19 protein-coding genes are annotated in these 22,000 nt (G+C 68.6%); 7 read left to right on the plus strand and 12 right to left on the minus strand.

The genetic code is table 11. The annotated features are described in order from the left end of the window. Positions 1 to 91: 91 nt before the first annotated feature. Positions 92 to 310: a helix-turn-helix transcriptional regulator gene (locus FHW73_RS13295; protein WP_183427228.1), complete on the minus strand. Its 219-nt coding sequence runs from the start codon at positions 308 to 310 to the stop codon at positions 92 to 94. 8 nt (positions 311 to 318) lie between these two features. Next, positions 319 to 840, minus strand: coding sequence for a DUF2975 domain-containing protein (locus FHW73_RS13300; RefSeq protein ID WP_183427229.1), 522 nt, complete (start codon positions 838 to 840; stop codon positions 319 to 321). A gap of 45 nt (positions 841 to 885) precedes the next feature. Between FHW73_RS13300 and FHW73_RS13305 the strand changes: the two genes are divergently transcribed. Both FHW73_RS13305 and FHW73_RS13310 read left to right on the plus strand, forming a co-directional pair. Next, positions 886 to 2,217: an aspartyl protease family protein gene (locus tag FHW73_RS13305; protein ID WP_183427230.1), complete on the plus strand. Its 1,332-nt coding sequence runs from the start codon at positions 886 to 888 to the stop codon at positions 2,215 to 2,217. Positions 2,218 to 2,330: 113 nt separating this feature from the next. Beyond that, the gene (locus FHW73_RS13310; protein WP_183427231.1) at positions 2,331 to 3,047 is read left to right on the plus strand and encodes an alpha/beta hydrolase; all 717 of its coding nucleotides are present in this window, start codon (positions 2,331 to 2,333) and stop codon (positions 3,045 to 3,047) included. Between the two features lie 309 nt (positions 3,048 to 3,356). Here the strand turns inward: FHW73_RS13310 and FHW73_RS13315 are convergent, their stop codons facing one another. Further along, a complete protein-coding gene (locus FHW73_RS13315; protein ID WP_183427232.1) occupies positions 3,357 to 3,854 on the minus strand; it encodes a DUF1801 domain-containing protein in 498 nt (165 codons plus the stop codon). A 207-nt stretch (positions 3,855 to 4,061) separates the two neighbouring features. Then, positions 4,062 to 4,595, minus strand: coding sequence for a dihydrofolate reductase family protein (locus tag FHW73_RS13320; protein WP_183427233.1), 534 nt, complete (start codon positions 4,593 to 4,595; stop codon positions 4,062 to 4,064). 43 nt (positions 4,596 to 4,638) lie between these two features. Here FHW73_RS13320 and FHW73_RS13325 point away from each other — a divergent pair, with 43 nt between their 5' ends. Continuing rightward, positions 4,639 to 5,199 (plus strand): TetR/AcrR family transcriptional regulator, encoded by a 561-nt coding sequence (locus tag FHW73_RS13325; RefSeq protein WP_183427234.1) that lies wholly within the window; start codon positions 4,639 to 4,641, stop codon positions 5,197 to 5,199. A gap of 245 nt (positions 5,200 to 5,444) precedes the next feature. After that, positions 5,445 to 6,308, plus strand: coding sequence for a subclass B3 metallo-beta-lactamase (gene bla, locus FHW73_RS13330; protein WP_255493004.1), 864 nt, complete (start codon positions 5,445 to 5,447; stop codon positions 6,306 to 6,308). Between the two features lie 982 nt (positions 6,309 to 7,290). Here bla and FHW73_RS13335 read toward each other — a convergent pair. The 8 genes from FHW73_RS13335 to FHW73_RS13370 form a co-directional block, all read right to left on the minus strand. Further along, complete coding sequence (locus tag FHW73_RS13335) at positions 7,291 to 8,127, minus strand: DUF72 domain-containing protein (protein WP_183427236.1); 837 nt, start codon at positions 8,125 to 8,127, stop codon at positions 7,291 to 7,293. 7 nt (positions 8,128 to 8,134) lie between these two features. Continuing rightward, on the minus strand, positions 8,135 to 8,491 hold the full coding sequence (locus tag FHW73_RS13340; RefSeq protein ID WP_183427237.1) for a VOC family protein: 357 nt from the start codon (positions 8,489 to 8,491) through the stop codon (positions 8,135 to 8,137). Beyond that, positions 8,488 to 9,528 carry a phosphotransferase gene (locus FHW73_RS13345; RefSeq protein WP_183427238.1) on the minus strand — a complete coding sequence of 347 codons (1,041 nt, stop codon included), beginning with the start codon at positions 9,526 to 9,528 and terminating at the stop codon, positions 8,488 to 8,490. Before FHW73_RS13345 ends, FHW73_RS13340 begins: the two co-directional genes overlap by 4 nt. A gap of 63 nt (positions 9,529 to 9,591) precedes the next feature. Further along, the gene (locus FHW73_RS13350) at positions 9,592 to 10,695 is read right to left on the minus strand and encodes a heparan-alpha-glucosaminide N-acetyltransferase domain-containing protein (RefSeq protein WP_183427239.1); all 1,104 of its coding nucleotides are present in this window, start codon (positions 10,693 to 10,695) and stop codon (positions 9,592 to 9,594) included. Next, positions 10,664 to 11,803 (minus strand): N-acetylglucosamine-6-phosphate deacetylase, encoded by a 1,140-nt coding sequence (nagA, locus tag FHW73_RS13355; RefSeq protein WP_183427240.1) that lies wholly within the window; start codon positions 11,801 to 11,803, stop codon positions 10,664 to 10,666. The genes FHW73_RS13350 and nagA overlap by 32 nt, the downstream gene beginning before the upstream one ends. After that, a complete protein-coding gene (locus FHW73_RS13360; RefSeq protein ID WP_255492986.1) occupies positions 11,803 to 12,858 on the minus strand; it encodes an SIS domain-containing protein in 1,056 nt (351 codons plus the stop codon). Before FHW73_RS13360 ends, nagA begins: the two co-directional genes overlap by 1 nt. Then, complete coding sequence (locus FHW73_RS13365) at positions 12,842 to 13,921, minus strand: LacI family DNA-binding transcriptional regulator (RefSeq protein ID WP_183427241.1); 1,080 nt, start codon at positions 13,919 to 13,921, stop codon at positions 12,842 to 12,844. Before FHW73_RS13365 ends, FHW73_RS13360 begins: the two co-directional genes overlap by 17 nt. A 30-nt stretch (positions 13,922 to 13,951) precedes the next feature. Then, the gene (locus tag FHW73_RS13370) at positions 13,952 to 15,247 is read right to left on the minus strand and encodes a sugar MFS transporter (RefSeq protein ID WP_183427242.1); all 1,296 of its coding nucleotides are present in this window, start codon (positions 15,245 to 15,247) and stop codon (positions 13,952 to 13,954) included. 382 nt (positions 15,248 to 15,629) lie between these two features. On the opposite strand from FHW73_RS13370, the gene FHW73_RS13375 reads away from it, so the two are divergent. The 3 genes from FHW73_RS13375 to FHW73_RS13385 all read left to right on the plus strand — a co-directional run bounded on the left by FHW73_RS13375 (position 15,630) and on the right by FHW73_RS13385 (position 21,988). After that, complete coding sequence (locus FHW73_RS13375) at positions 15,630 to 16,652, plus strand: glucokinase family protein (RefSeq protein WP_345776185.1); 1,023 nt, start codon at positions 15,630 to 15,632, stop codon at positions 16,650 to 16,652. Positions 16,653 to 16,810: 158 nt separating this feature from the next. Next, positions 16,811 to 19,519: a TonB-dependent receptor gene (locus FHW73_RS13380; protein ID WP_183427244.1), complete on the plus strand. Its 2,709-nt coding sequence runs from the start codon at positions 16,811 to 16,813 to the stop codon at positions 19,517 to 19,519. 123 nt (positions 19,520 to 19,642) lie between these two features. Further along, positions 19,643 to 21,988, plus strand: a complete 2,346-nt coding sequence (locus FHW73_RS13385; RefSeq protein ID WP_183427245.1) for a family 20 glycosylhydrolase — start codon at positions 19,643 to 19,645, stop codon at positions 21,986 to 21,988. Positions 21,989 to 22,000 lie beyond the last annotated feature (12 nt).

A 22,000-nucleotide genomic window follows, 5' to 3' on the forward strand; every position in this document is an offset into this window, starting at 1 on the left:
CGCAACGCTGCAGGCCAGGCCTGCACGATGGCGCCCCCGCCATCGCATCCGCGCATGGCTGCGATGCGATCGCCGCGCTTGTGGCGCGCGCTCAATCATCCGGAGTGTGGGGATCGAAAGCCAGCACATCGCCCGGCTGACATTGAAGGTGCCGGCAGATCGCCGCCAGCGTTTCAAAGCGCACGCCTCGCACCTTGCCCGATTTGAGCAGCGACAGGTTCGACTCGGTGATGCCGATCTCCTTGGCCAGCTCCTTTGATCGCACCTTGCGTAGCGCGAGCATCACATCCAGACGCACGACGATTCCCATGGCATTTCCTAGACGATAGTGCGGCTGTCTTCTTCCCAGCGCGCAGCCTGCTCGAACAGACTGGCGACGAAATAGAGCAGCCCAGCGATGACCAGTGTGATGACGTCGCCGCCATCGAACGTCAAACGAATGGCACCGGCACCCGCCTGCATCGCGAGCAGGAATGCTGCAGCGGCGGGCAACGCGCTGCGCACAAGCAATATCGTCAGAAAGAGCAGGCAGAAGAATCGGAAGCGCCGGATCATTGCCGATGAGAAGACACGGTCCTTTCCTATCCGCCCCAGCATCCCCGCCAGTTGCTGCATTGCGGCCAACGTGATGGCTGCTAGCAGCAGGGCCAGTGCAGCCGCCCATTCCCGTGGCAGACCCCCTGCTTCAACCGTGGCAGAAATGAAGCGGCCGCCCCAGCCTGCTCCAGCGAACACGGCAACTGCGGTGACCAACGTATAGGCAGACCCGGCAAGAAGGGCGGCCCACCTTAGGCCCCGGGCGAACCGCATGACCCCGATTGCAGCACCTGTATCGCGCATAGTAATTTCTGTCCTACAATAATTTATTGCCAGAAGGATCCTACCATGCGCCTCACCCTCCTGTGCCGCACTCAAGTCTGGATCCTCACCTTGGTGGCGGTCGCGTGGCTGCTAACAGCGGCCTGTGCGCGCGCCTGGAGCCCGCCTGACGCCGAGCAGCGCAGCACTGGGATCGAAGAGCTGATGAGCGACGCCGAAGCTGGAGATGTCTTCGCATTGGAGCGCTACACGGGCACGCCCGCTCCGGTATGGCATGCGATTGCGAAGGTGCGTGTGGCCGCAGCCCGATTACGAACGGAGGAGGCAGCCGCGCTTGCCCGGGCCGTCATCGACGACCCGCAGGTACCGGCGGCCGCTCGAGCCAGTGCGTGGTCGGTGCTGGCTGATGCGTTCTTCGCCGATGGCCGCTACGACGAGGCGCATGAGGCGGGCCATCATTGGCAACAGGCCCTCCGGGCAAGTGGTGCCTCGGCGCGTCCGCTCGCAGGTGCGCACCGCCTGAGCGAACTTGCGGCCGCGCTGTCCAACGCGCCCCGTCAGACGGTCGCCGCCTATATCCCCCAGTCCGTGCTTACGGCAAGAGACAAGGTTGGCCTGTCGAGGGCGACAGTGCATGTGAACGGGCATGCCCAGGAAGCTGTTCTGGACACAGGCGCTGGACTGTCCGTCGTCTCCCGCACGACGGCAGAGCGACTGGGGCTTCACCTGCTCGAAGCGCCGGCCACCATCGACAGTTCAACCCGCGACGGTGTACACACGCGCATCGGCGTCGCGGACAGCGTCGACTTTGCAGGACTCTCGCTGCGAAACGTTGCCTTCCTCGTCATCGACGACGCACAGCTTTCGATGCCATTGCCGGGCGGGTACTCGATCCCCGCGATCGTCGGCTTCCCAGTGCTTCGCGAACTGAAGCGCATACGCTTCGATCATGATGGCAAGTTGGTGCCGGAGCCCGAGGCGCGGTCGAATTCGTCCCATGAGAACATGCGCATCGTGGGCAGCGGGCTGTACGTCGACGTGGCAATCGAGGGCGTGCAGACAGCGCTGCACTTGGACAGCGGCGCACCGTCCTCGTTTCTCAACTACCGTTTCGCACTGCGCCATCCCCGCTTCGTCCAGGGGCAGACAATCCACGATGAGAAGCTTGCAGGCGCGGGCGGCACCAGCATGCGACGCGCTGCACGACTGCCATCGGCCAATCTCGTGATCGACGGCAAGCGAGCTACGTTGACAGACCTTTCAGTGACTATCCCAGAAGGCGCGGAAGCGGAGGTCTCCAGCTTCGGCGTGCTGGGAGGCGATGTACTCGATCAGTTCCACCATTGGACGATCGATTTCAGATCCATGACCTTTGAGCTAGGGAGTTCGAACAAATAGCGCGTGCCTTGTGTGCAGAACGCAGCCAGCGTGCTGTTCGCACGAGGGGCGGATGAAGCGCGCGCCCTCGAAACGACACTGGCCATGCAACGCATCATCATTCCGAGCAAGCCATGATCGAGTTCAGTTCCAGACTGCAGCATCAATCCGACGGGAGCCCCGTGCGATTGGTCCTGCTACCGGGATTCATGCTTGATGAGGCGCTATGGCCCCGTTTCATAGAACTGTTGCCAGCAAGCTGGCAGATTCAATCGCTGTCACTTCCGCGTGGCGACACCATCAATGCCATGGCAACAGGTGTGGCCAAGCAACTTGCGGCGCCATCAATCGTCCTTGGATTCTCGATGGGGGGCTACGTCGCCAGAGCGACCGCGGCCCGCTTCCCTCACCTGGTCAAGGCCGTAGTCCTTGTCGCCTCGTCCTCGCGCGAGGACGACACCGTCGCGCGCCAGTCAGAGGTTGGCCAAGCGTCAGCGGTGTTCAAGGGGATCGCCCGCGCAGCAATCAGGAGATCGCTGAGCTTGATGAACGAAAGCGATGATGCTCTGGTCAACAGCGTTCAAGCCATGAGTCTCCGACTTGGGAAAGAAGAGTACGCATGGCAGCGGGCAGTAGACAGACGAGGCACCCCTCTCGCAGCGATCAGATGTCCGACCCTGGTGGTTGCGGCCAAGGACGATCGGCTCAGGTCGTTGGAAGAGTCAAAGGCGCTTGCCACAGCCATTCCCGGGGCGACCCTCGAAGTCCTCGAAGGCACCGGTCATCTTGTGCCGCTGGAAGCACCGGCAGCGCTCGCCGAAAGCTTGAAGACATGGATAGCGTCCCTCTGAACAGGCGCCTTTGGTCACGTTCGCTGGGCAGGAAACGACAGGAAAGCCCAGGACCGAGCGTCAAAACGCTTCCACTTGATCGGAGAGTTCATCTGGCTGAGCAGACCCGCATCGGGTCGACGGCGAAAGCGTCTCTCCGGTGAGCCGCTCAGGCCCAACGCGCGGCGGAAGTGGATCGATCTGCAGCAAGACCTTTCGATGCGCATCTAGAAGCGCAGCCCGGTTCTGACGGTTGCAGTCCCTGACGACGCTTCGGTGTCTGCTTCCGGCGAGAGGCCGGCATGGCGCACAACGAGTGCGACGGCCAGCTTACATCTTCTCGCCTGGAGCCCTGCTGGCCTGGAGCACCCAGTCGATGAACTGCGCTTCGTTCAGCTCGTCATTCGCGTAGATGTCGAGATACCTGACATCTTTCTGCTTCGAGCCTCCAGGCGGCTTGGGATCGAGCTCGTTTCCGCGAAAGAAGGCGACCTTGATGTAGTGCGTAAGACAGTGGAATCCGAGAAACCAGGCGTTCTTCTCCATCCCATAAAGCGGCGAGTTCCATTTGACGGCCTTCTCGACACCTGGAACCGCTTGCACTATGCACTGGTCCAGAAGCTCTCCGACGTGGCGCTTCCAGCCAGGCATCGCTTTGATGTAGGCCTGAACCACTTCGTCACCGTATCCCTTCGCGATCTTCGGATTTCCGCCGGACAGAAGGATGACGCCTTCTCTCGGGCCTTGGATTGCTGTGGCCGACGCGGTCGTGTCACTCGAACTGCTCTCCGGATGTCCTGCTGACGTCCGATCGGTGGGCTTCGTCATCCTGAACTCCCCTCAGATACAGTGCTCTCGGTCGATGATTGAGCACGCCCATCCCAGATGACGCCCCTGTCGCGGTAGACGCTCTCGGTATCCACTACTGCGGGCGTACGACGCCCGCGATGAGGCGAAGCGCGAAGCATTCCCGATGGCAAGCCGTTCTCCACTCGCCTCGGCTTGGAACGGCTTTATGACGCCGCTCTCCACGCGTCATTCGCTGAGAAGTGTGTAGTGCAGGCGGACACAGCCCCGGTCCAGCGTCTTTGCGCTGATCAGCGTCGGACTCAGGCGAACTCCGGCGGCCGGGAACAATGGACTGCCGCCTCCCAGAAGCTCGGGCATGACGTAGATCTCGATCTCATCAAGGCCACCACGTTCCATGAAAGCCATCTGGAGCTTGCCCCCGCCCAGCATCCAGACATCCCCATCATCGAGCGCTCTGAGTTCGGCGATCAGCGCGTCAATATCATGACGGACTTCGAGCGGCCCTGGGGGCTCGTTGATGACGCCAGAGGTGACGACAATGACCCTGTGATGTGGGTACGGCCAGGAGCCGGGATCCCGAGCAAGAAAGTCGTATGTGCCGCGCCCCATGACGACCGTCCTGATCCTCCCGAGGAAGAGGTTGTAGTCATGCGCCCCGAGGTCCATGCCCTCATACCGCTCCAGCCAATCGAGCCTGTCACCCGGTGAGGCGATGAAGCCGTCAAGGCTGCTCGCGATGTATCCGAGAATGCGCGCCATCGCGCCACCTATTTATTAACGAACGTTCGTTTATATTAGACCAATGGGCAGATCGAAGAAAGTCTCGGACGCAGCGTTGATGGATCGACTCCTCGTCCTCATCGGCAAGAACGGGCCGGGCCTGTCGTTCGCTCACGCCGCGCAGTGTGTTGATCTCGCGCCCGCCACCCTTGTGCAGCGCTTTGGCACGCGGGAGCGCATGGTCGAGTCGACCTTGTTGCATGCCTGGACGCAGCTGGAGGAAGCCACGCGTGCCGCCGATGCCCAGGCGTCGGCGGACCCAGCGGGCGCAGTGGATCTTCTTTTGCAGCTGACTAGGCGCGAAGGTGGAGAGGTGGCGTTCTCGGACGGACTGCTCCTGCTTGGAGAGGATTTCCGTAACCCGGTGCTTCGCGCTCGAGGCGCGCAGTGGATCAAGCAGCTGACCACCGCATTGGGACGACGCCTATCTCGGGATCCGGTGCTTGCCGATGTGCTGGGTCAGCAACTGACCAGCGTTTGGCAGGGCGCCATCATCTGCTGGGGCTTCACGCGGCAGGGGACCCTCCAAGACAATGTAAAAGCCGTATTGGACAATTGGTGTCGCAGCGCTCTTCGCTCCTGAATCGGCGGACCCAACGCGTGCCAGCGCACAGCGATCACTGCGGCGCTTCCTTCTGGCTGACACTGCTCATTGGCTGATACGTTCGGAATGTGGCGATGTCACCGACGAAAGAGCCCCGCCTGGAGTGCCATCGAATCCGCTCATGGCTGCGATGAGATCGTCGCGCTTGTGGCGTGCGTGAGGGCCTGTCGACAATCGTCCACACCCAATGACCGGAGTGGATGATGCGAAGCGCGATCGGTTGGATGCTGTGGACGACGGCGGTGCTCGGCGGCCTTGGCGCGCTGCCGGCGAAGGCGGCCGAGCCGCTGCCGCAGTTGCGCGCCTACGAGGTGCCCGCCGCCTGGCGGCAGCCGGTCGCGCCATTGCGCATCGCCGCCGGCACCTGGCAGATAGGCACGGCGCAGTTGAGTGCGCTGCTGCTCAAGGGCGATGCCGGGGCCATCCTGATCGACGGCGGCATGCCGCAGACCGCCGAGCACCTGCTCGCGAACATGGCCGCCCTCGGCGTGGCCCCGCCCGATCTGAAGTTCATCGTGCTCAGCCACGCCCATGCCGATCACGTCGGCCCGCTCGCCGCCCTGCGCCGGGCCACCGGTGCCCGGGTCGTGGCCAATGCGGAATCGGCGCAGTTGCTCGCACGCGGCGGCAGCGACGACCTCCACTACGGCGATGCCTTTCTCTATCCGCCGGTCGTCACCGATCGCCTGCTGCAGGACGGCGAAACGCTGGAACTGGGCGAGCTGCGCCTGCAGGTGCATTTCACCCCCGGCCATACCCCGGGCAGCATGAGCTGGACCTGGACCGACCGGGCTGACGATGGCACGCCCGTGCGGATCGCCTACGTCGACAGCCTCAGCGCGCCGGATTACCGCCTGCTCGGCAACCCGCGTTATCCGCACATCGTCGACGCCTACCGCGCGAGCTTCGCGCGCGTGCGCAGCCTGCCCTGCGACCTGTTGCTGACCCCGCATCCTGACTTCAGCGGGCTGCGCTACGGCGCAACGCTCGAGCGCGCGCGCCCGGCCACCTGCGCGACGTATGCCGATGCCGCCGAGGCCGCGTTCGAAGCCCAGCTGACGGCCGAACGCCAGGCTGCGGTGGACTGAGCGCTGCATCGATGGGTCGGGGCGGCCACGCGAATGCGCGCACGGCCCCTGCCCCCACCCGGTGCGCTGCGCGCACCGACCTCCCCCGCGATGCGGGGGAGGTGACGGCAAAAGCGTGCCGGCGTCGCACACCAAGCTGCCACGACGATCGAAACCCTCTCCGCAATGCGGGGCAGGTATCGGCAAATGTGTGCCGACGTCCGGATGAGGAACTGCCGCATGATCAAAGCCCTCCTCCGCTTGCGGGGGAGGGTTGGGTGAGGGCCGGACATCGAGGCCATGTCTTCTGCCTCTAATCGCAAGTTGGCGAGATGATCCCCTGCCCCCACCCGGTGCGCTGCGCGCACTGACCTCCCCCGCGATGCGGGGGAGGTGACGGCAATGCGTGCCAGCGTCCGGATGCGGAACTGCCGCATGATCAAAGCCCTCCTCCGCTTGCGGGGCATTGCGCCCTTCACGGGTGGAGGGTTGGGTGGGGGCCGGACATCGAGGCCATGTCTTCTGCCTCTAATCGCAAGTTGGCGAGATGATCCCTGCCCCCACCCGGCGCGCTGCGCGCACCGACCTCCCCCGCGATGCGGGGGAGGTGACGGCAAAAGTGTGCCGACGTCCGGATGCGGAACTGCCGCATGATCAAAGCCCTCCTCCGCTTGCGGGGGAGGGTTGGGTGGGGGCCGGACGTCGAGGCCATGTCTTCTGCCTCTAATCGCAAGTTGGCGAGATGATCCCCTGCCCCCACCCGGTGCGCTGCGCGCACCGACCTCCCCCGCGATGCGGGGGAGGTGACGGCAATGCGTGCCAGCGTCCGGATGCGGAACTGCTGCGACGGTCGAGCCCTCCTCGCTTGCGGGGGGGGGTTGGGTGGGGGCTACAGGTCGAGGCGATGCCCTCTACTTCTCGCACAAGCAGGGAGATGATCTCCCCCACCCGGCGCGCTGCGCGCACCGACCTCCCCCGCGACGCGGGGGAGGTGACAACGGCGCTATGCGGTCGCTTCGAGTCGCTGCTGCAGGGCCATCGCGGCCGCCGGGTTGCGGGCCTTGGCTGCGGAGATGAAGAACACGAAGGTCTCGCGCGGCACGACCGGGGCGGCGTCGCGGTCGCCGGCGTAGGGCAGGTCGGCCGGCGCGCCGCCCTTCGCCCACTGGCGCGCGCGCTGCGCCCAGGCGTCGAGTTGCAGGCCGGGGTAGCCCTGCGGGTGCTCCTCGCGGCTGGACATCAGCCGGGCGTAGACGAAGTCGCCGGTCAGGTCGGCGAACGACGGGTAATCGGCCGAATCGGTGAACACCGTGGCGACTTCATGCGCGCGCGCCAGCGCCAGCCAGGCCGCGCTCTGGAACGAGGGGTGGCGGACCTCGACGGCATGGCGCAACGGCAGGCCGTCGACCTCGCGCGGCAGCCGCGCGAGAAAGGCTTCGACGTCGTCGGCATCGAAGCGGCGGTTCGGGGCGAACTGCCACAGCAGCGGACCGAGTCGGTCGCCGAGTTCGGCGATGCCGCCACCGACGAACGCCTCGATGCGCGGACCGGTGCCAGCCAGTGCGCGCGCGCCGACGATGTGGCGCGGCGCCTTGAGCGAGAACACGAAGCCCTCGGGCGTCTCCGCACGCCACGCAGCGTAGGTCGCGGGCTTCTGTGCGCCGTAGAAGGTGCCGTTGACCTCGATCGCGGTCAGCCGCCGGCTCGCGTACTCGAGCTCGCGCTTCTGGACCAGGCCCTTGGGGTAGAAGTTGTCGCGCCACGGCGCGAAGGTCCAGCCGCCGATGCCGGTGCGGATGCCGTCGACCGGCTGCGGCGGAGCGTCGAACAGGTCGATCATGGGAACCTCAGTCGGGATGCTGCGCAAAGCGCAGCCGGTTGTGGTCAGGGTCGACGAGCAGCATCTCGCGCGTGCCCCAGTCGGTGTCGTGCGGCGGTTGCACGATCGCGACACCGGCGGCCTGGAAGGCGTGCGCGCAGGCATCGACGTCGGCCACCTTGAAGTAGACCGCGCCGCCGACTGCGCCATCGCCGGCGTGCCCGCTCAGGAACAGCGTCTGGCCGTCGCGGGTGAGCTGCGCGAACAGCGGCAGCCCGGGTTCGAAGCGATGCTCCCAGTCGACCCGGAAGCCGAGCGCGGCGTAGAACGCGAGACTGCGCGCGGCATCGGTCATGCGCAGCTGCGGGATCACGGTCTGGGTCATCGCACGAGCTCCGGCGAAGCGGCCGTTGCCAGCTGCGGCCGCACATGGCGGTCGAGGATCGCAGCCAGCGGCGCGAGCGTCGGCTCGCGCGCGATCACCTGGTCGAGATACGCGACGAAGCGCGGCGCATCGGCCAGATAGCGGGGCTTGCCGTCGCGGTAGTGCAAGCGTGCGAACAGGCCGAGGATCTTGAGGTGGCGCTGCATCCCGGCGAGGTCCGCATGGCGCGCGAACACGGCCGGATCGGGATCGAGCGGCACCCCGGCAGCGCGCGCACGGGCGTGGTAGCGCGCGAGCCAGGCATCGACGCGCGCTGGCGGCCAACTGCGGAAGGCGTCGCGGAACAGGCTGACCGGGTCGTAGGCCAGCGGCCCACGCACCGCGCCCTGGAAATCGATCACCGCCACGCCCGCGCCGTCGGGCATCAGGTTGCGCAGCATGTAGTCGCGGTGCACGAAGCCCTGCGGCTGGGCCAGCACGGCCTCGATCAGCGTCCGCTGCACGGCCTGCAAGCCGGCGCGCGCGTCGGCGTCGAGCGTCACACCGAGGTGGCGGCCGAGGAACCAGTCTTCGAACAGGTCGAGTTCGCGCTGCAGCATCGCCGCGTCGTAGGTCGGCAGGTCCGCCGGGCAGGCGATTGCCTGCAGGCGCAGCAGTTGCTCGAACGCCGCATCGAAGGTGGCCTCCGCATTCGCGTCGTCGACGCCATCCAGGCAGGTGCGCGGCCCCAGATCTTCGAGCAGCAGGAAGCCGGCATCGATGTCCTCGGCCAGCACCTCGGGCACGCGCACGCCGGCCTCGCGCAACAGCGTGCGGATGCGCAACCATGGCCGCACGTCTTCGAGCTCGGGCGGCGAATCCATGACGATGCGCGCCGCGCCTGCGCCCTGGGTGCGCCAGTAGCTGCGGAAGCCGGCATCGGTCGACGCGCGGGCGAGCGTCAGCGCCGCATCTCCGCTGGCGCGGCGCGCCCAGGCCAGGCGGGCGGCGCTGCGGTCGGGATCGGCCTCCGGGGAGACGGGAAACGTCGCGGTCATCGGGGCAATGCGTGAGGCGGGATGCGCAGGGTACAAGCTCGGCGCGCACGCGGCATCGCGGCCTTAGACCTTCAGGTACCAGTGGCGCCGGTCCATCCAGGCGGCGACCGCCCACCACAGCGCGACGAACGCCAGCGCGAAGGCCAGCGACGCGCCCTGCGCGCCGAGCACCGGCGCCAGCGGCGCGGCGAACAGCACGCGGTAGAGCGGTGCCCACAGGCCGGCACCGATGGCCAGCAGCACCAGCGCGCTCGAACCGGCGTAGACCGCGATCGCGTTGACACCGAAACGGCGTCCCCAGGCCGGCCAGCCGCGCCGGTCGATCAGCAGATGCAGGCCAACCAGCGCGAGCGCGGCCAGCCCGCCGGTCCACAGCACATAGGACGAACTCCACAGCGGCTTGTTGAACGGCAGCACCAGCGACCACGCCGCGCCCAGCATGCATGCGGCCACGCCCAGCGCGAGCAGTGCGCGCACCCGCCCCGCACGCAGCCAGTCGCCGGCGCGCACGCCCAGCAGCGTGGTCGCCAGCGCACCTGCCGTGCTCGCCAGGCCCTCCGGGTCGTGGCCCAGGCCGGTGACCGGGTCATAGCGATACAGCCAGGGCGCAAACAGCGCGGTGTCGAGCCGGTCGAACAGGTTGGTCCCTGGCGCGGTGCCGCCCAGGCCCAGCGCCACCGCGCTGGCCACGAGCAGGCCGGCCAGCAGCGTCCACTGCCCACGTGGCGACAGCGACAGCGCGGCGAGCCCGGCCAGCGCGAAGCACACGCCGATGCGCTGCAACAACCCCCACGGGCGGAAGTTCGCCAGGTCGAGCACCCACCACGCGAGCAGATGCAGCGCCAGACCGACCAGCACGAGCCGCGCTGCGCGCAACAGGACGCTGCGGCGCAGCCGGGCGACACCGGCGCCGGCCTCTCGCCGGGGCGACAGCGACAACGCGATCGACACGCCGACCACGAACAGGAACGTCGGAAACACCAGGTCGGCCAGCGTGCAGCCGTGCCAGGCCGCGTGCAGCAGCGGCGCATAGACGTGGTCCCAGTCGCCGGGCGTGTTGACCAGCAGCATCGCCGCGACCGCGAGGCCGCGCAGCGCATCGACGCTGGCCAGGCGCGCGGGCGGCGCGGCCCGGTCAGCCGGCCGCACCACCGATCCAGGTGCCATGCAGCGACAGTGCGTCGTCGACCAGCGCGAAGTCCGCGCGCAGGCCGGGCGCGATGCGACCCAGCCGGTCGTCGAGGCCGAGGAACTGCGCCGGATAGGTCGCCGCCATCCGGGCCGCCTCGTCCAGCGGCACGTCGAGCGAGCGCACGGTGTTGCGCACCGCCGTCATCATGTCGAGCGCCGAGCCGGCGAGCGCGCCCGCGGCATTGCGCACGACGCCGTCGACGGCGGTGATTGTCTCGCCATAGAGCACGTAGTCGGGGCGGTCGGCGCCGACCGGCGGCATCGCATCGGTCACCAGGAACACCTTGCCGCGCGGCTTGGCGGCCAGCGCAACGCGCAGGCTGGCCGGATGCACATGCGCACCGTCGACGATGATCCCGCACCAGGCCTCGCGGTCCTCGAGCGCGGCGCCGACCGCGCCCGGCTCGCGTCCCTGCAGCGGCGACATCGCGTTGTAGAGATGGGTGAAGCCGCGGATGCCTGCGTCCAGCCCGGCGCGCGCCTGCGCCCAGGTGGCCGCGGTGTGCCCGGCGGCGACGATCGCGCCGCCGGCGACCAGCGCGCGCACGGTGTCGGCCGGCACGCGCTCGGGCGCCAGCGTCACCAGGGTGACGCCGCCGCGCAGCGAAGTCGCCAGCGCGATCTCGTCGGCGCCGGGCACACGGAACTTGCCGGCATCGTGGGTGCCGCGGCGCTCGGGCGCGATGTAGGGGCCTTCGAGGTGGATGCCGATCACGCCGGGCACGCCGGCGGCGATCGCCGCGTCCACCGCCGCGATCGCTTCGCGCATCACTTCGACATCGTCGCTGATCAGCGTCGGCAGCAGCGCGGTCGTGCCGAAGCGCCGGTGCGCGGCCGCGATCGTGGCGATCGCCTCGACGGTCGGTGCGTTGTTGAACAGCACACCGCCGCCGCCGTTGACCTGGGCATCGACGAAGCCCGGCAGCAGATGCAGTCCATCGAGGTCGTGACGCGCGACCTCGCGGAGCGTCGGATCGTCGTGCGCGAGCAGCGCCGCGATGTGCGCGCCCTCGACCAGCACCGCGATGTCGTCGCGGAAGCCGGCGTCGGTCAGCACGCGGCCATTGACCAGGGCAAGCGCCATCAGACGGTCTCCGTGACCTTGTTGAGATGCGGCGGGACATCGGGATCGAAGCCGCGCCGCAGCGACAGCGCGTTGGCCGCGCGGTAGAAGCTCTGCACTGCCAGCAGCGGTGCGCAGGCCGGTTCGGGCGCCGCGGCAACCGGCAGATCGCCACCGGGCGCGGCCAGCCACACCTCCGCACCACGGCCGCGGAACTCGTCGGCGACCGCGCGCGTGCCGGCATCGGTGCCATCGGGCTGGGCCAGCAGCAGGACCGGGAACCGTGGACCGACGAGCGCCATCGGCCCATGACGGACCTCGGCGGCGCTGTAGGCCTCGGCATGCAGCCCACAGGTCTCCTTGAACTTCAGCGCCGCCTCCTGTGCCGCGGCCAGTCCGGTCCCGCGGCCGAGCACGAACAGGTTGCGCGCGTCCGCCAGGCCCTCGACCAATGGCGACCAGTCGCAGGCCCAGGCCGCGCGCATCGCCTCGGGCAGCGCCGGCAGCGCCGCGGCCAGCGCGGTGTCGCCGCTGGCGGCCCGCTGCCAGTGCGCGGTCAGCTGCAGCAGCGCCGACAGCGAGGCCAGATAGCTCTTGGTCGCCGCGACGCTGCGCTCGGGGCCGGCATGCAGCGGCAGCACGGTGTCGGCGAGCTGCGCCAGCGGCGCGTCCTCGAGGTTGACCAGTGCGACCACGTGCGCGCCGGCCGCGCGCGCGGCCTCGGCGTTGCGCAGCAGGTCAGGGCTGCGGCCCGATTGCGAGATCGCGATGAACAGCGCGCCGTGCATGCGTTGCGGCGCGGCGTAGACCGAGCCGACCGACGGCGAGGCCGAGGCGGTGACGATCCCTAAGCGGGTCTCGAACAGGTACTTGGCGTAGGTCGCCGCGTGGTCGGAGCTGCCGCGCGCGCAGGTCACCACGAACGGCGGCGGGCGCGCGACGAGTGCCTCCACCAGCGCATCGACGGCGTCGGCGTTGTGCGCGAACTGCGCGGCGACGACATCCGGCGCCTGCGCGGCCTCGCGGAACATCCAGGTGGTGGCCGCGTCGCGCGGCGCCTCAGTCGTGTGGGGCATCCTCGGGTCCCGGTGACGGCGTCGGCCGCGGGCGCATCGGCGCGGTCGATCCGCGCACCACCAGCTGCGGCACGAAGCCCTGGTTGTGGGTAGCCTGCGCGGCGACGGCATCGGCGTCCTCGCGCAGGCTGGCGATCAGCATCCGCGCGGCCTGCCGCGCGATGTCCTCGGTGGCCTGCTTGGCGGTGGTCAGCGGCGGCCACGACTGACGCGAGAACGGGCTGTCCTCGAAGCCGGCGATCGACAGATCGAAGGGCACATGCATGCCGGCCGACTTGGCCGCAGCCAGCACGCCGGCGGCGATCTCGTCGTTGGAGCCGAAGATCGCGGTCGGTGGGTCGCGCAGCGCCAGCAGCCGGCGCGCACCGCGGAACCCGTCGTCGAAGGTGTAATCGCCGGGAATCACCAGGTGCTTGTCGTGCGGAATGCCGTAGTCCTTGAGCGCGGCCTCGTAGCCGGCGTGGCGTTCGCCGCTGGAATGGTGCTGCGGCCCGCCCCACAGAAAGCCGATGCGCTGGTGACCGAGCTGGATCAGGTGCTCCGTGATCTCGTAGGCAGCGTCGCGGTCGTCGACGAACACACAGGGATGGCCGTCGCGCGGGTCCTCGGTCGCGGCGATGATGCGCACCAGGCGGATGCCGCGCGCGGTCAGTGCGTCGATCAGTTCGCGCCGCTCGGACATCGGCGCGGTCAGCACCAGGCCGGCCAGTCGCGAGCGCCGCACGAACTCCACCAGCTCCTCGACCAGCAGCGGCGAGCTCGCATCGCAGGGATGGATCTGCAGCCCGAAGCCGGTTTCCCGGCACGCGGCGAGCACGCCGTTCTGCACGCCGATGATGTGGTACGGGTTGGGGTTGTCGTAGATCAGCCCGATCACGAACGAGGTCGCGCTGCGCAGATTGCGCGCCGACGGGTCGGGCTCGTAGTCGAGCTCGGCGATCGCGTGCAGCACCCGCGCGCGGGTGGCCTGCAGCACCGACGGCTCGTTGTTGATCACCCGCGAGACGGTCTTGAGCGAGACCTTGGCCCGCTCGGCGACATCCTTGATGGTGGGTTTGCGCACGTCCGGCTCCGGCAGTCTTTCAGGCCGCCATCATCGCGCAGCCCGGCGCGCCGCGTGACCGGCACGGTGCCCGCGCAGGCCGTAGTACAGGATGTACAGGTAGCACGGCAGGGTCAGCGCCAGGAACACCAGTTGGAAGTCGTAGTGCTGTTTGAGCACCGCGAACAGCTGCGGCACGATCGCGCCACCGGCGATGCCCATGATCAGCAGCGCCGAGCCGGTCTCGGTCAGCCGGCCCAGGCCCTTGATCGCCAGCGGGAAGATCGCCGGCCACATCATCGCGTTGGCAAAGCCCAGCGCGGCAACGAAGCCCACCGCGACATAGCCGTGGCTCAGGAATGCACCGGCCGAGAACACGATCCCCAGCACCGCCGAGATGCCCAGGTAGCGCTCCTGGCTGACGAACCGCGGGATCGCGACCAGCCCGGCGACGTAGCCGAGCAGCATCGCGCCGAGGGTGAACGAGGTGAAGAACTTGGTGCGGTCCAGCGGCAGGTCGAAGCCGTTACCGTAGGTGCCGATCGCATCCCCGGCCAGCACCTCCACGCCGACATAGAGGAACAGGCACAGCACGCCCAGCCACAGGTGCGGCAGCTGGAACAGGCCACGTACGCGCGCGCCCTCGCCCGGCTCGGCTGCGGCGTTGGCCTCGGCCGGCCGCAGTTCGGGCAGCGGCGAGAACAGCACGCCCAGCGCGACCAGCATCAGCACGCCGGCCATGACGAGATACGGCAGATGGATCTTGGCGGCGAACTCGCCCAGCAACTGCGCGCGTCCGGCGGCATCGGCCGCAGCCGCCTGCGCGCTGAGATCGCCCATGCCATGCAGCACCACCGTGCCCAGCACCACCGGCGCCAGAATGCCGGCGACCTTGTTGCAGATGCCCATCAGCGCGATGCGCCGCGCCGCGCTCTCGATCGGCCCCAGGATGCTCACGTACGGGTTGACCGCGGTCTGCAGCAGCGCCAGACCGCTGCCCATCACGAACAGCCCCGACAACGCGCCGGCGTACCAGCGCTGGGTCGAGAACTCGCCGAACAGCATCGCGCCGCCGGCCATCACGAACAGGCTCAATGCCAGTCCCTTCTTCATGCCGGTCCGGCGCAGCACCCAGGCCGCAGGCAGCGCGAGGAAGAAGTACGACAGGTAGAACACCATCAGCACCAGGAAGGCGTTCACCTCATCGAGTTCGAAGGCCAGTTGCACGAACGCGATCAGCGGGCCGTTGACCCAGGTGAAGAAGCCGATGATGAAGAACAACAGGCCCATGATCGCGATCGAGGTCGCGTGACTCGGGCGGGCATACGGTGTCGCGATCGCAGACATCAGGAGCGCTCCGGCGGACGGGACTGCAGGACCGGTGCGGCGCGGCCGCAGACCGGACATCGAGTACCAACGTTGTCATCAACACGCGCCAGGCAGGACCCGGCGACCGCATCATGCCTGAACTTCCGCGCGAAACGCGTGCTGCATTGCGGCATCTATCGGCGGACCCTGTCGCGCACCGAGGGTCGGAACCTGCTGATTCGACGCGCTTCTCGCGTTCATTTCCGCGGGCCGGGCCGATTGTTGCAATTGTGTGAAGGATCCCGTGGTGGGACGCGCCCAAAGCATCCGGGTCGTTGACATCGTTGTCATGACATGCCGACACTCCGCCGCATCTGGCAGCGGCTGTCATCGTATGGCGCCCTTCCCACCCGGAGCTTCCGTGGCTGCATCCCCTTCCCTGCCGTCGACCGCACCGCGCCACGCCATGCGCGATGCCTTCATCGCCGCCGACGTCGGCGGCACCCATGTGCGTATCGGCCTGGTCGAGGCTACCGGCGATGCCGCGCGCCCGGTGCGCGTGCTCGAGTACCGCAAGTACGCCTGCGCCGCGTACCCGGGGCTGGCAGAGATCGTCGAGGATTTCCTGGCGGCGCTGCCCGGGCGTCGGGTCGATGCCGGCGCGATCGCCAGCGCCGGCTACGCCCTGGGCGATGGCACCGTGATCACCGCCAACCTGCCCTGGCCGATCTCGCTCGAGCGCATCCGCACCCGGTTGGGTTTTCGCGAGTTCCGCCTGGTCAACGATTTCGAGGCGGTCGCCCATGCCGCCGCCCAGGTCGACCCCCAAGATGTGGTGCGGCTGACCGGTCCCGACGCCGCGGCGCCGGGGCCGATGCTGATCGTCGGACCGGGCACGGGCCTGGGCGCGGCGGTGCGCATCCCGACCGCGCATGGCCCGGTCGTGCTGGCCACCGAGGCCGGACAGGCCGCGCTGACCACCGGCCACCCTGCCGAGCAGGCGCTGCTGCGCGAACTGCAGCGTGGCCGCAGCCACGTGCCGATCGAGCACGCGCTCTCGGGCCCGGGCCTGCTCAACCTCTACCGTGCGGTGTGCGCGCTGCAGGGCGTCACGCCGATCCACACGACCCCGGACGCGATCACCGCGAAGGCGATCGCAGGCGACGACGTGCAGGCGCGCGCGGCGCTGGATGCCTTCTGCGGCCTGCTGGGCAGCACGATCGGCGACATGGCGCTGCTCTACGGCGCGCACGGCGGCATCTATCTGGCGGGCGGGATCCTGCCGCAGATCCGCGACTACCTGATGGGCAGCGACTTCGTCGCCCGGTTCCTCGACAAGGCGCCGATGCGCGAGGCGCTCGAACGCATTCCCGTGAATCTGGTCGAGCACGGGCAGCTGGGCGTCATCGGCGCCGCCAGCTGGTACCTCGATCGGCTCGACTGACGCGTCGCCGGCGGCGCGCGGGTCGGGAAAACGTCGTGTCGCGACGCGCCCTTGGGGCGCGCGCGGTGCGGCCAGGCAGTGGGGTACGCCGGTACAGGTACGCACGCGACGGCACGACGGCCGCCGCGGCGCCACTCACATCAGCGATGGGGACCACCATGAACACCCGTAAATCAGTGCTTTCGGCCGCGATCACGCTGGGGCTGTGCGTCGCCGCGCAGGCCCAGGCACAACAGACGGCCCCCACGTCGGACGCGGCCACCGATCTGGACCGGGTCGTGGTGACCGGCATCCGCGGCAGCCTGGAGAAGTCGCTCGACACCAAGCGCGAGGCGCAGTCACATGTCGAGGCGGTGTCGGCCGAGGACATCGGCAAGCTGCCGGCCAAGAACGTCGCCGACGCGCTGCAGCGTCTGCCCGGCGTCAACATCAGCTCCTCGAGCGCCAGCGAAGGCGGCTTCGACGAAGCCGACCGGGTGAGCCTGCGCGGCACCAATCCCAGCCTGACCCAGACCCTGGTCAATGGCCACACCATCGGGACCGGCGACTGGTTCGTGCTCAGCCAGACCGCGAACGTCGGCCGCAGCGTCAGCTACTCGCTGCTGCCGGCCGAGATCGTGGACCAGGTCGTGGTCTACAAGACCGCGCAGGCCAAGTTGGTCGAGGGCGGCACCGCCGGCTCGGTCAACATCGTTACCCGCAGCCCGCTGCAGTTCCCGCAGCCGTTCACCGCCGAGCTGTCGGTGGGCGCGGTCCACGCCGACCTGCCGGGCGAGACTGATCCGCAGATCAGCGCGCTGTTCAACTGGAAGAACGAGGCCGGCAACGTCGGCGTGATGGTCCAGGGCTTCCACCAGAAGCGTCACCTGCGCCGCGACGGCCAGGAGGTCGTGGGCGGCTACGGCGTCATCGGCGCCGATTCCGCGGTCGCGGCGACCAACCCGGACCTTGCAGGCGTGCTCTATCCCAACCTGCTCGGCGCCGTGCTGTTCGAGCAGGAGCGCGAGCGCAAGGGCGGCGTGATCGACATCGAGGTCAAGGCCTCCGACACCCTCACGCTCGGCCTCAACGCGTTCTACTCCAAGCTCGAAGCCGACAACTTCAACCGCAACTTCATGATGTGGGGCAGCCAGTTCGTCAACGGCCGCGCGCCCGAGCCGGGCTACGTGGTCCGCAACGGCGTGCTGACCCAGGCCACCTATGCGCCGGTGACCAGCGACACCATCACGCCCTATGGCGTCTACGACATGATCTCGCGCCCGGGCGCGGGCTCCGAATCGAAGTACATCGCGCTCGACGCCGACTGGCAGGCCAGCGACGCGCTGGGCATCAAGGTCCAGGCCGGCACCACCCGCGGCCGCGGCCAGAGCCCGACCCAGGACGTGATCGAGACCGGCGTGGCCGGCAACGCCGGCGCCAGCTGGCAGATGCACGGTCTGGGCCACCCGATCGACTGGTCGCTGGGCGGCGACAACACCAGCGGCACGCACCTGCCGCAGTTCGGCTGGATCTTCGGCGGCCAGGCAATCGACGTGCGCGACGACGAGGACTGGTTCTCTGCCGATGGCGAGCTCTACGTCGGCCGCGTGCTGTCGTCGCTGGACTTCGGTGTGCGCCACGCCGAACACGAACGCCGCAACGACCGTCAGATCGGCCAGGGCCCGAACTGGGCCAGCGACTGGCAGAACTTCGACGCCTACCCGGCGCCGGGCGGGCATTTCCCCGGCGATTTCGGCAACGGCATCGGAGGCAGCGTGCCCGGCGGCATCTGGTACTACACGCCCCAGCAGCTGGCCGAGCTCAACGCCAACTTCGCCAACCGCGATCCGGTGGGCCGCTTCGACTTCTCCGGTGTCTACGGCGTCAAGGAACGCGTGCGCGCCGCATACGTGCAGGCCAACTTCGAAGGCGATCGCTGGAGCGGCAACATCGGCCTGCGCTACGTCAAGACCGATACCGACGTGAGCTACAACCAGTCGGTGGCCTCGCCCGACGATGTCCCCGGCGCGATCACCGGCTCGGACTTCGGTGCCTACCTGCCAGTGCGCGACGAGAACAACTACAGCAAGCTGCTGCCGAGCCTGAACCTCAAGCTCGACATCACCGACGATGTGGTCGCGCGCTTCGCGGCCTCGCGCACGATGACCCGTCCGGACTTCTCGGCGCTGTCGGGCACGCTGGCGCTCGACGACCTGACCCACACCGGCAGCGGCGGCAACCCCTACCTGTCGCCGATCGTCTCGACCAATCTCGATCTGTCGCTGGAGTGGTACTTCGCGCCGCGCGCGCTGCTCGCCGCCAGCCTGTTCCGGATGGACCTGGACGACTACGTCAACTTCGGTACCACCACGATCCAGTACAAGGACCAGGCGGCCAGCGTCGAGGCCGGCCGGGACGTGTACGCCGACTACCTGGTCTCGATGCCGATCAACAGCAACGGCAAGGTCAAGGGCGTGGAGCTGACGTACGAGCAGCCGATCGGCGAGCACTTCGGCGTGGCAGCCAACTACACCTACGCCGACGGCTATGCCGAAGGCGGCCGCCCGCTCAACGGCACGTCCGAGAACACCTACAACCTGTCGGGCTACTTCGAGAACGAGCGCTTCAACGCACGCGTGAGCTACACCTTCCGCGATGCGTTCTACGCCGGCGTCAGCCGCACCGACGCGTTCTTCCAGGACGACTTCGGCACGCTGTCGGCCTCGCTCGGCTTCAAGGCCAGCGACTGGCTCACCGTCACGCTCGAGGGCCTCAACCTCAACAATCCCGACCACAAGTACTACACGCAGACCACCGCCGGTTACCTGCCGTACGCGTTCTACTCCAACGGCCGGCAGTACTACCTCAACTTCCGCTTCAAGTTCTGAGCGCGCAGGCGCGCCGCGTCCAGCTCTGGGGCACGGCGCGCCCGCATCGCCTGCGGGCCGATCGGTCCGCACCGGCGGCGCCGCGTTCGTGCGGCGCCGCGCATTTGTGATGGAATACCGCGTATGCCTGTTCGCTTGATTCCGCGCCTGCCCGCCGTGGCGCTCGGCCTGGCCGCTGCCACCTTGCTCGCAGCCTGCGCCCCGCGCCCGCAACGGCCGCATGAAGTCGTCGTGGCCCCGGCCCTGATTCCCGCGCCTGCCCGGCTCGTCGCCGGCGACGGCGGTTTCGATCTCGATGCGGCGACGCCGCTGTACGCCGACGGCCTGGCCGGGCAACAGGCGGCGCACCGGTTCGCCGCACTGGCCGCTGCCTCCAACGGCCTGCGCCTGGCGGCGCCGAGGGCCGGCGGCCCGACGCCCGGCGCGATCGCGTTCGTGCGCGATCCGGCGGTCTCGTCCGAGGCGCCCGAAGGCTATGCGCTGGAGATCGCGCCGAGCGGCATCGTGGTGCGCGCCGCCGATGCACGCGGCCTGTTCCACGGCGCGACGACGCTGTGGCAACTCGTCGCGCAAGCGCAGGGCGAGGCGATGACGCTGCCGGTGCTGCGCATCGAGGACGCTCCGCGCTTTGGCTGGCGCGGGCTCATGCTCGATTCGGCGCGGCATTTCCAGAGCGTCGACGAGATCAAGCGCGTGCTCGACGCGATGGCGATGCACAAGCTCAACGTCTTCCACTGGCACCTGACCGACGACCAGGGCTGGCGCATCGAGATCAAGCGCTATCCGCGACTGACCGAGATCGGCGGTTGCCGCATTCCGGCCGGCGATGGCGGCATCGATCCTGCGACCGGCGCGCCGGTGCCCTACTGCGGCTACTACACCCAGGACCAGATCCGCGAGATCGTCGCCTATGCTGCGGCGCTGCACATCGAGGTCGTGCCGGAGATCAACGGCCCCGGGCACGCACAGGCCGCGGTCTCGGCCTATCCCGAGCTCGGTGTGCTCGACACACCGGTGCCGGTGCTCGCCGAATGGGGCGTCAACCGCACGCTGTTCAATGTCGAGGAATCGACCTTCACGTTTCTGGAAAACGTACTGGCCGAGGTGGTCGACCTGTTCCCGGGCCGCTACGTGCACGTGGGCGGCGATGAAGCGGTCAAGGACCAGTGGCAGGCCTCGCCGCGGGTGCAACAGCGCATGCGCGAACTCGGCGTGCGCGACGAGGCGCAGTTGCAGAGCCATTTCATCGGCCGGATGGAACGCTACCTGTCCACGCACGGCCGGCGCCTGATCGGCTGGGACGAGATCCTCGAGGGCGGCCTGCCGCCGGAGGCGACGGTGATGTCGTGGCGCGGGATCGAGGGCGGCATCGCCGCTGCCGCGCTCGGCCACGACGTGGTCATGAGCCCGGTCTCGGACCTGTACCTGGACTACCTGCAGACCGACGCGCCGGGCGAGCCGCCGGGCCGGCCGTCGATGGTCACGCTCGAGCAGGTCTACACGTTCGAACCGGTGCCCGCCGCGCTGCCGGCCGCACAACGCCATCACATCCTCGGCGTGCAGGCGAACATGTGGACCGAGCACACACGCAGCTTCGCGCGCCTGCAACACCATCTGTTCCCGCGCATGGCGGCACTGGCCGAGACCGCCTGGTCGCCGGTGGAGGCGCGCGACTACGCCGATTTCCTGGCGCGCCTGCCGGTACAACTGCGGCGTTACCGGGCGCTGGACATCGCCTACGCGCAAACGCCGTTCCAGGCGCTGGCGACGATCGACGGCGACCGCCGCGATGGCAGCGCGCGGGTGACGTTGCGCAATCCGCTCGGCTACCCGATCCACTACACCCTCAATGGCCGCGTGCCCCATGCCGGCTCGCCGCGCTACACCGCGCCGCTCGATCTGCGCCTGCCGGTGCAGCTGCGCGCGGCCGCGTTCGCCGCCGACGGCACGCCACTGGCGCCGGCCACGACCCATGCCGTCGATGCGACCTCGCTGCTGACCCGCCGCAACGCCGAGCTGGCGGTCTGCCCCGACGTCGGGCGCCTGCTGCTGCGGCTCGAGGACGATGGCCCGCTGACCGGCGAGCGCGCGATCTTCAACGTGACGATCTTCCACCCCTGCTGGCTGTGGCCGGCGGCGGACCTGGGCGACATCGACCGGTTGACGGTCCGCGCCGGGCGCATGCCCTACGCGTTCCAGTTGGCCCACGACGAGCCGCAGCGCACCTTCCTGCCGGCACGCAGCGCGCACGGCGAGCTGCAGGTGCAGGGCGAGGGCTGCGCCGGTCCGGTGCTGGCGACGGTGCCGCTGCCGGCCGCGCCCGATGCCGACGGGTTCGTCAGCCTCGACGTGCCGCTCGACACCGCCGCGCTGGCCTCGCGGCGTGCGACCGACCTGTGCCTGCGCTTCACCGGCGACACCCGGCCGACGATGTGGGTCGTCGACGCGGTCACGCTGCAACCGCGCTGAGATGCGCGGCGG

The sequence above is a fragment of the Luteimonas sp. RC10 genome, from assembly GCF_014192745.1.
Lineage (GTDB): Bacteria > Pseudomonadota > Gammaproteobacteria > Xanthomonadales > Xanthomonadaceae > Luteimonas.

Bases quoted from the DNA above. Each gene is read 5' to 3' on its own strand.
- bla (WP_255493004.1), top strand. From the start codon at position 5,445: ATGCTGTGGACGACGGCGGTGCTCGGCGGCCTTGGCGCGCTGCCGGCG.
- FHW73_RS13335 (WP_183427236.1), bottom strand. From the start codon at position 8,127: ATGATCGACCTGTTCGACGCTCCGCCGCAGCCGGTCGACGGCATCCGC.
- FHW73_RS13310 (WP_183427231.1), top strand. From the start codon at position 2,331: ATGATCGAGTTCAGTTCCAGACTGCAGCATCAATCCGACGGGAGCCCC.
- FHW73_RS13320 (WP_183427233.1), bottom strand. From the start codon at position 4,595: ATGGCGCGCATTCTCGGATACATCGCGAGCAGCCTTGACGGCTTCATC.
- nagA (WP_183427240.1), bottom strand. From the start codon at position 11,803: ATGGCGCTTGCCCTGGTCAATGGCCGCGTGCTGACCGACGCCGGCTTC.
- FHW73_RS13350 (WP_183427239.1), bottom strand. From the start codon at position 10,695: ATGGCACCTGGATCGGTGGTGCGGCCGGCTGACCGGGCCGCGCCGCCC.
- FHW73_RS13385 (WP_183427245.1), top strand. From the start codon at position 19,643: ATGCCTGTTCGCTTGATTCCGCGCCTGCCCGCCGTGGCGCTCGGCCTG.
- FHW73_RS13295 (WP_183427228.1), bottom strand. From the start codon at position 310: ATGGGAATCGTCGTGCGTCTGGATGTGATGCTCGCGCTACGCAAGGTG.
- FHW73_RS13300 (WP_183427229.1), bottom strand. From the start codon at position 840: ATGCGCGATACAGGTGCTGCAATCGGGGTCATGCGGTTCGCCCGGGGC.
- FHW73_RS13345 (WP_183427238.1), bottom strand. From the start codon at position 9,528: ATGACCGCGACGTTTCCCGTCTCCCCGGAGGCCGATCCCGACCGCAGC.
- FHW73_RS13360 (WP_255492986.1), bottom strand. From the start codon at position 12,858: ATGCCCCACACGACTGAGGCGCCGCGCGACGCGGCCACCACCTGGATG.
- FHW73_RS13370 (WP_183427242.1), bottom strand. From the start codon at position 15,247: ATGTCTGCGATCGCGACACCGTATGCCCGCCCGAGTCACGCGACCTCG.
- FHW73_RS13305 (WP_183427230.1), top strand. From the start codon at position 886: ATGCGCCTCACCCTCCTGTGCCGCACTCAAGTCTGGATCCTCACCTTG.
- FHW73_RS13325 (WP_183427234.1), top strand. From the start codon at position 4,639: ATGGGCAGATCGAAGAAAGTCTCGGACGCAGCGTTGATGGATCGACTC.
- FHW73_RS13380 (WP_183427244.1), top strand. From the start codon at position 16,811: ATGAACACCCGTAAATCAGTGCTTTCGGCCGCGATCACGCTGGGGCTG.
- FHW73_RS13340 (WP_183427237.1), bottom strand. From the start codon at position 8,491: ATGACCCAGACCGTGATCCCGCAGCTGCGCATGACCGATGCCGCGCGC.
- FHW73_RS13315 (WP_183427232.1), bottom strand. From the start codon at position 3,854: ATGACGAAGCCCACCGATCGGACGTCAGCAGGACATCCGGAGAGCAGT.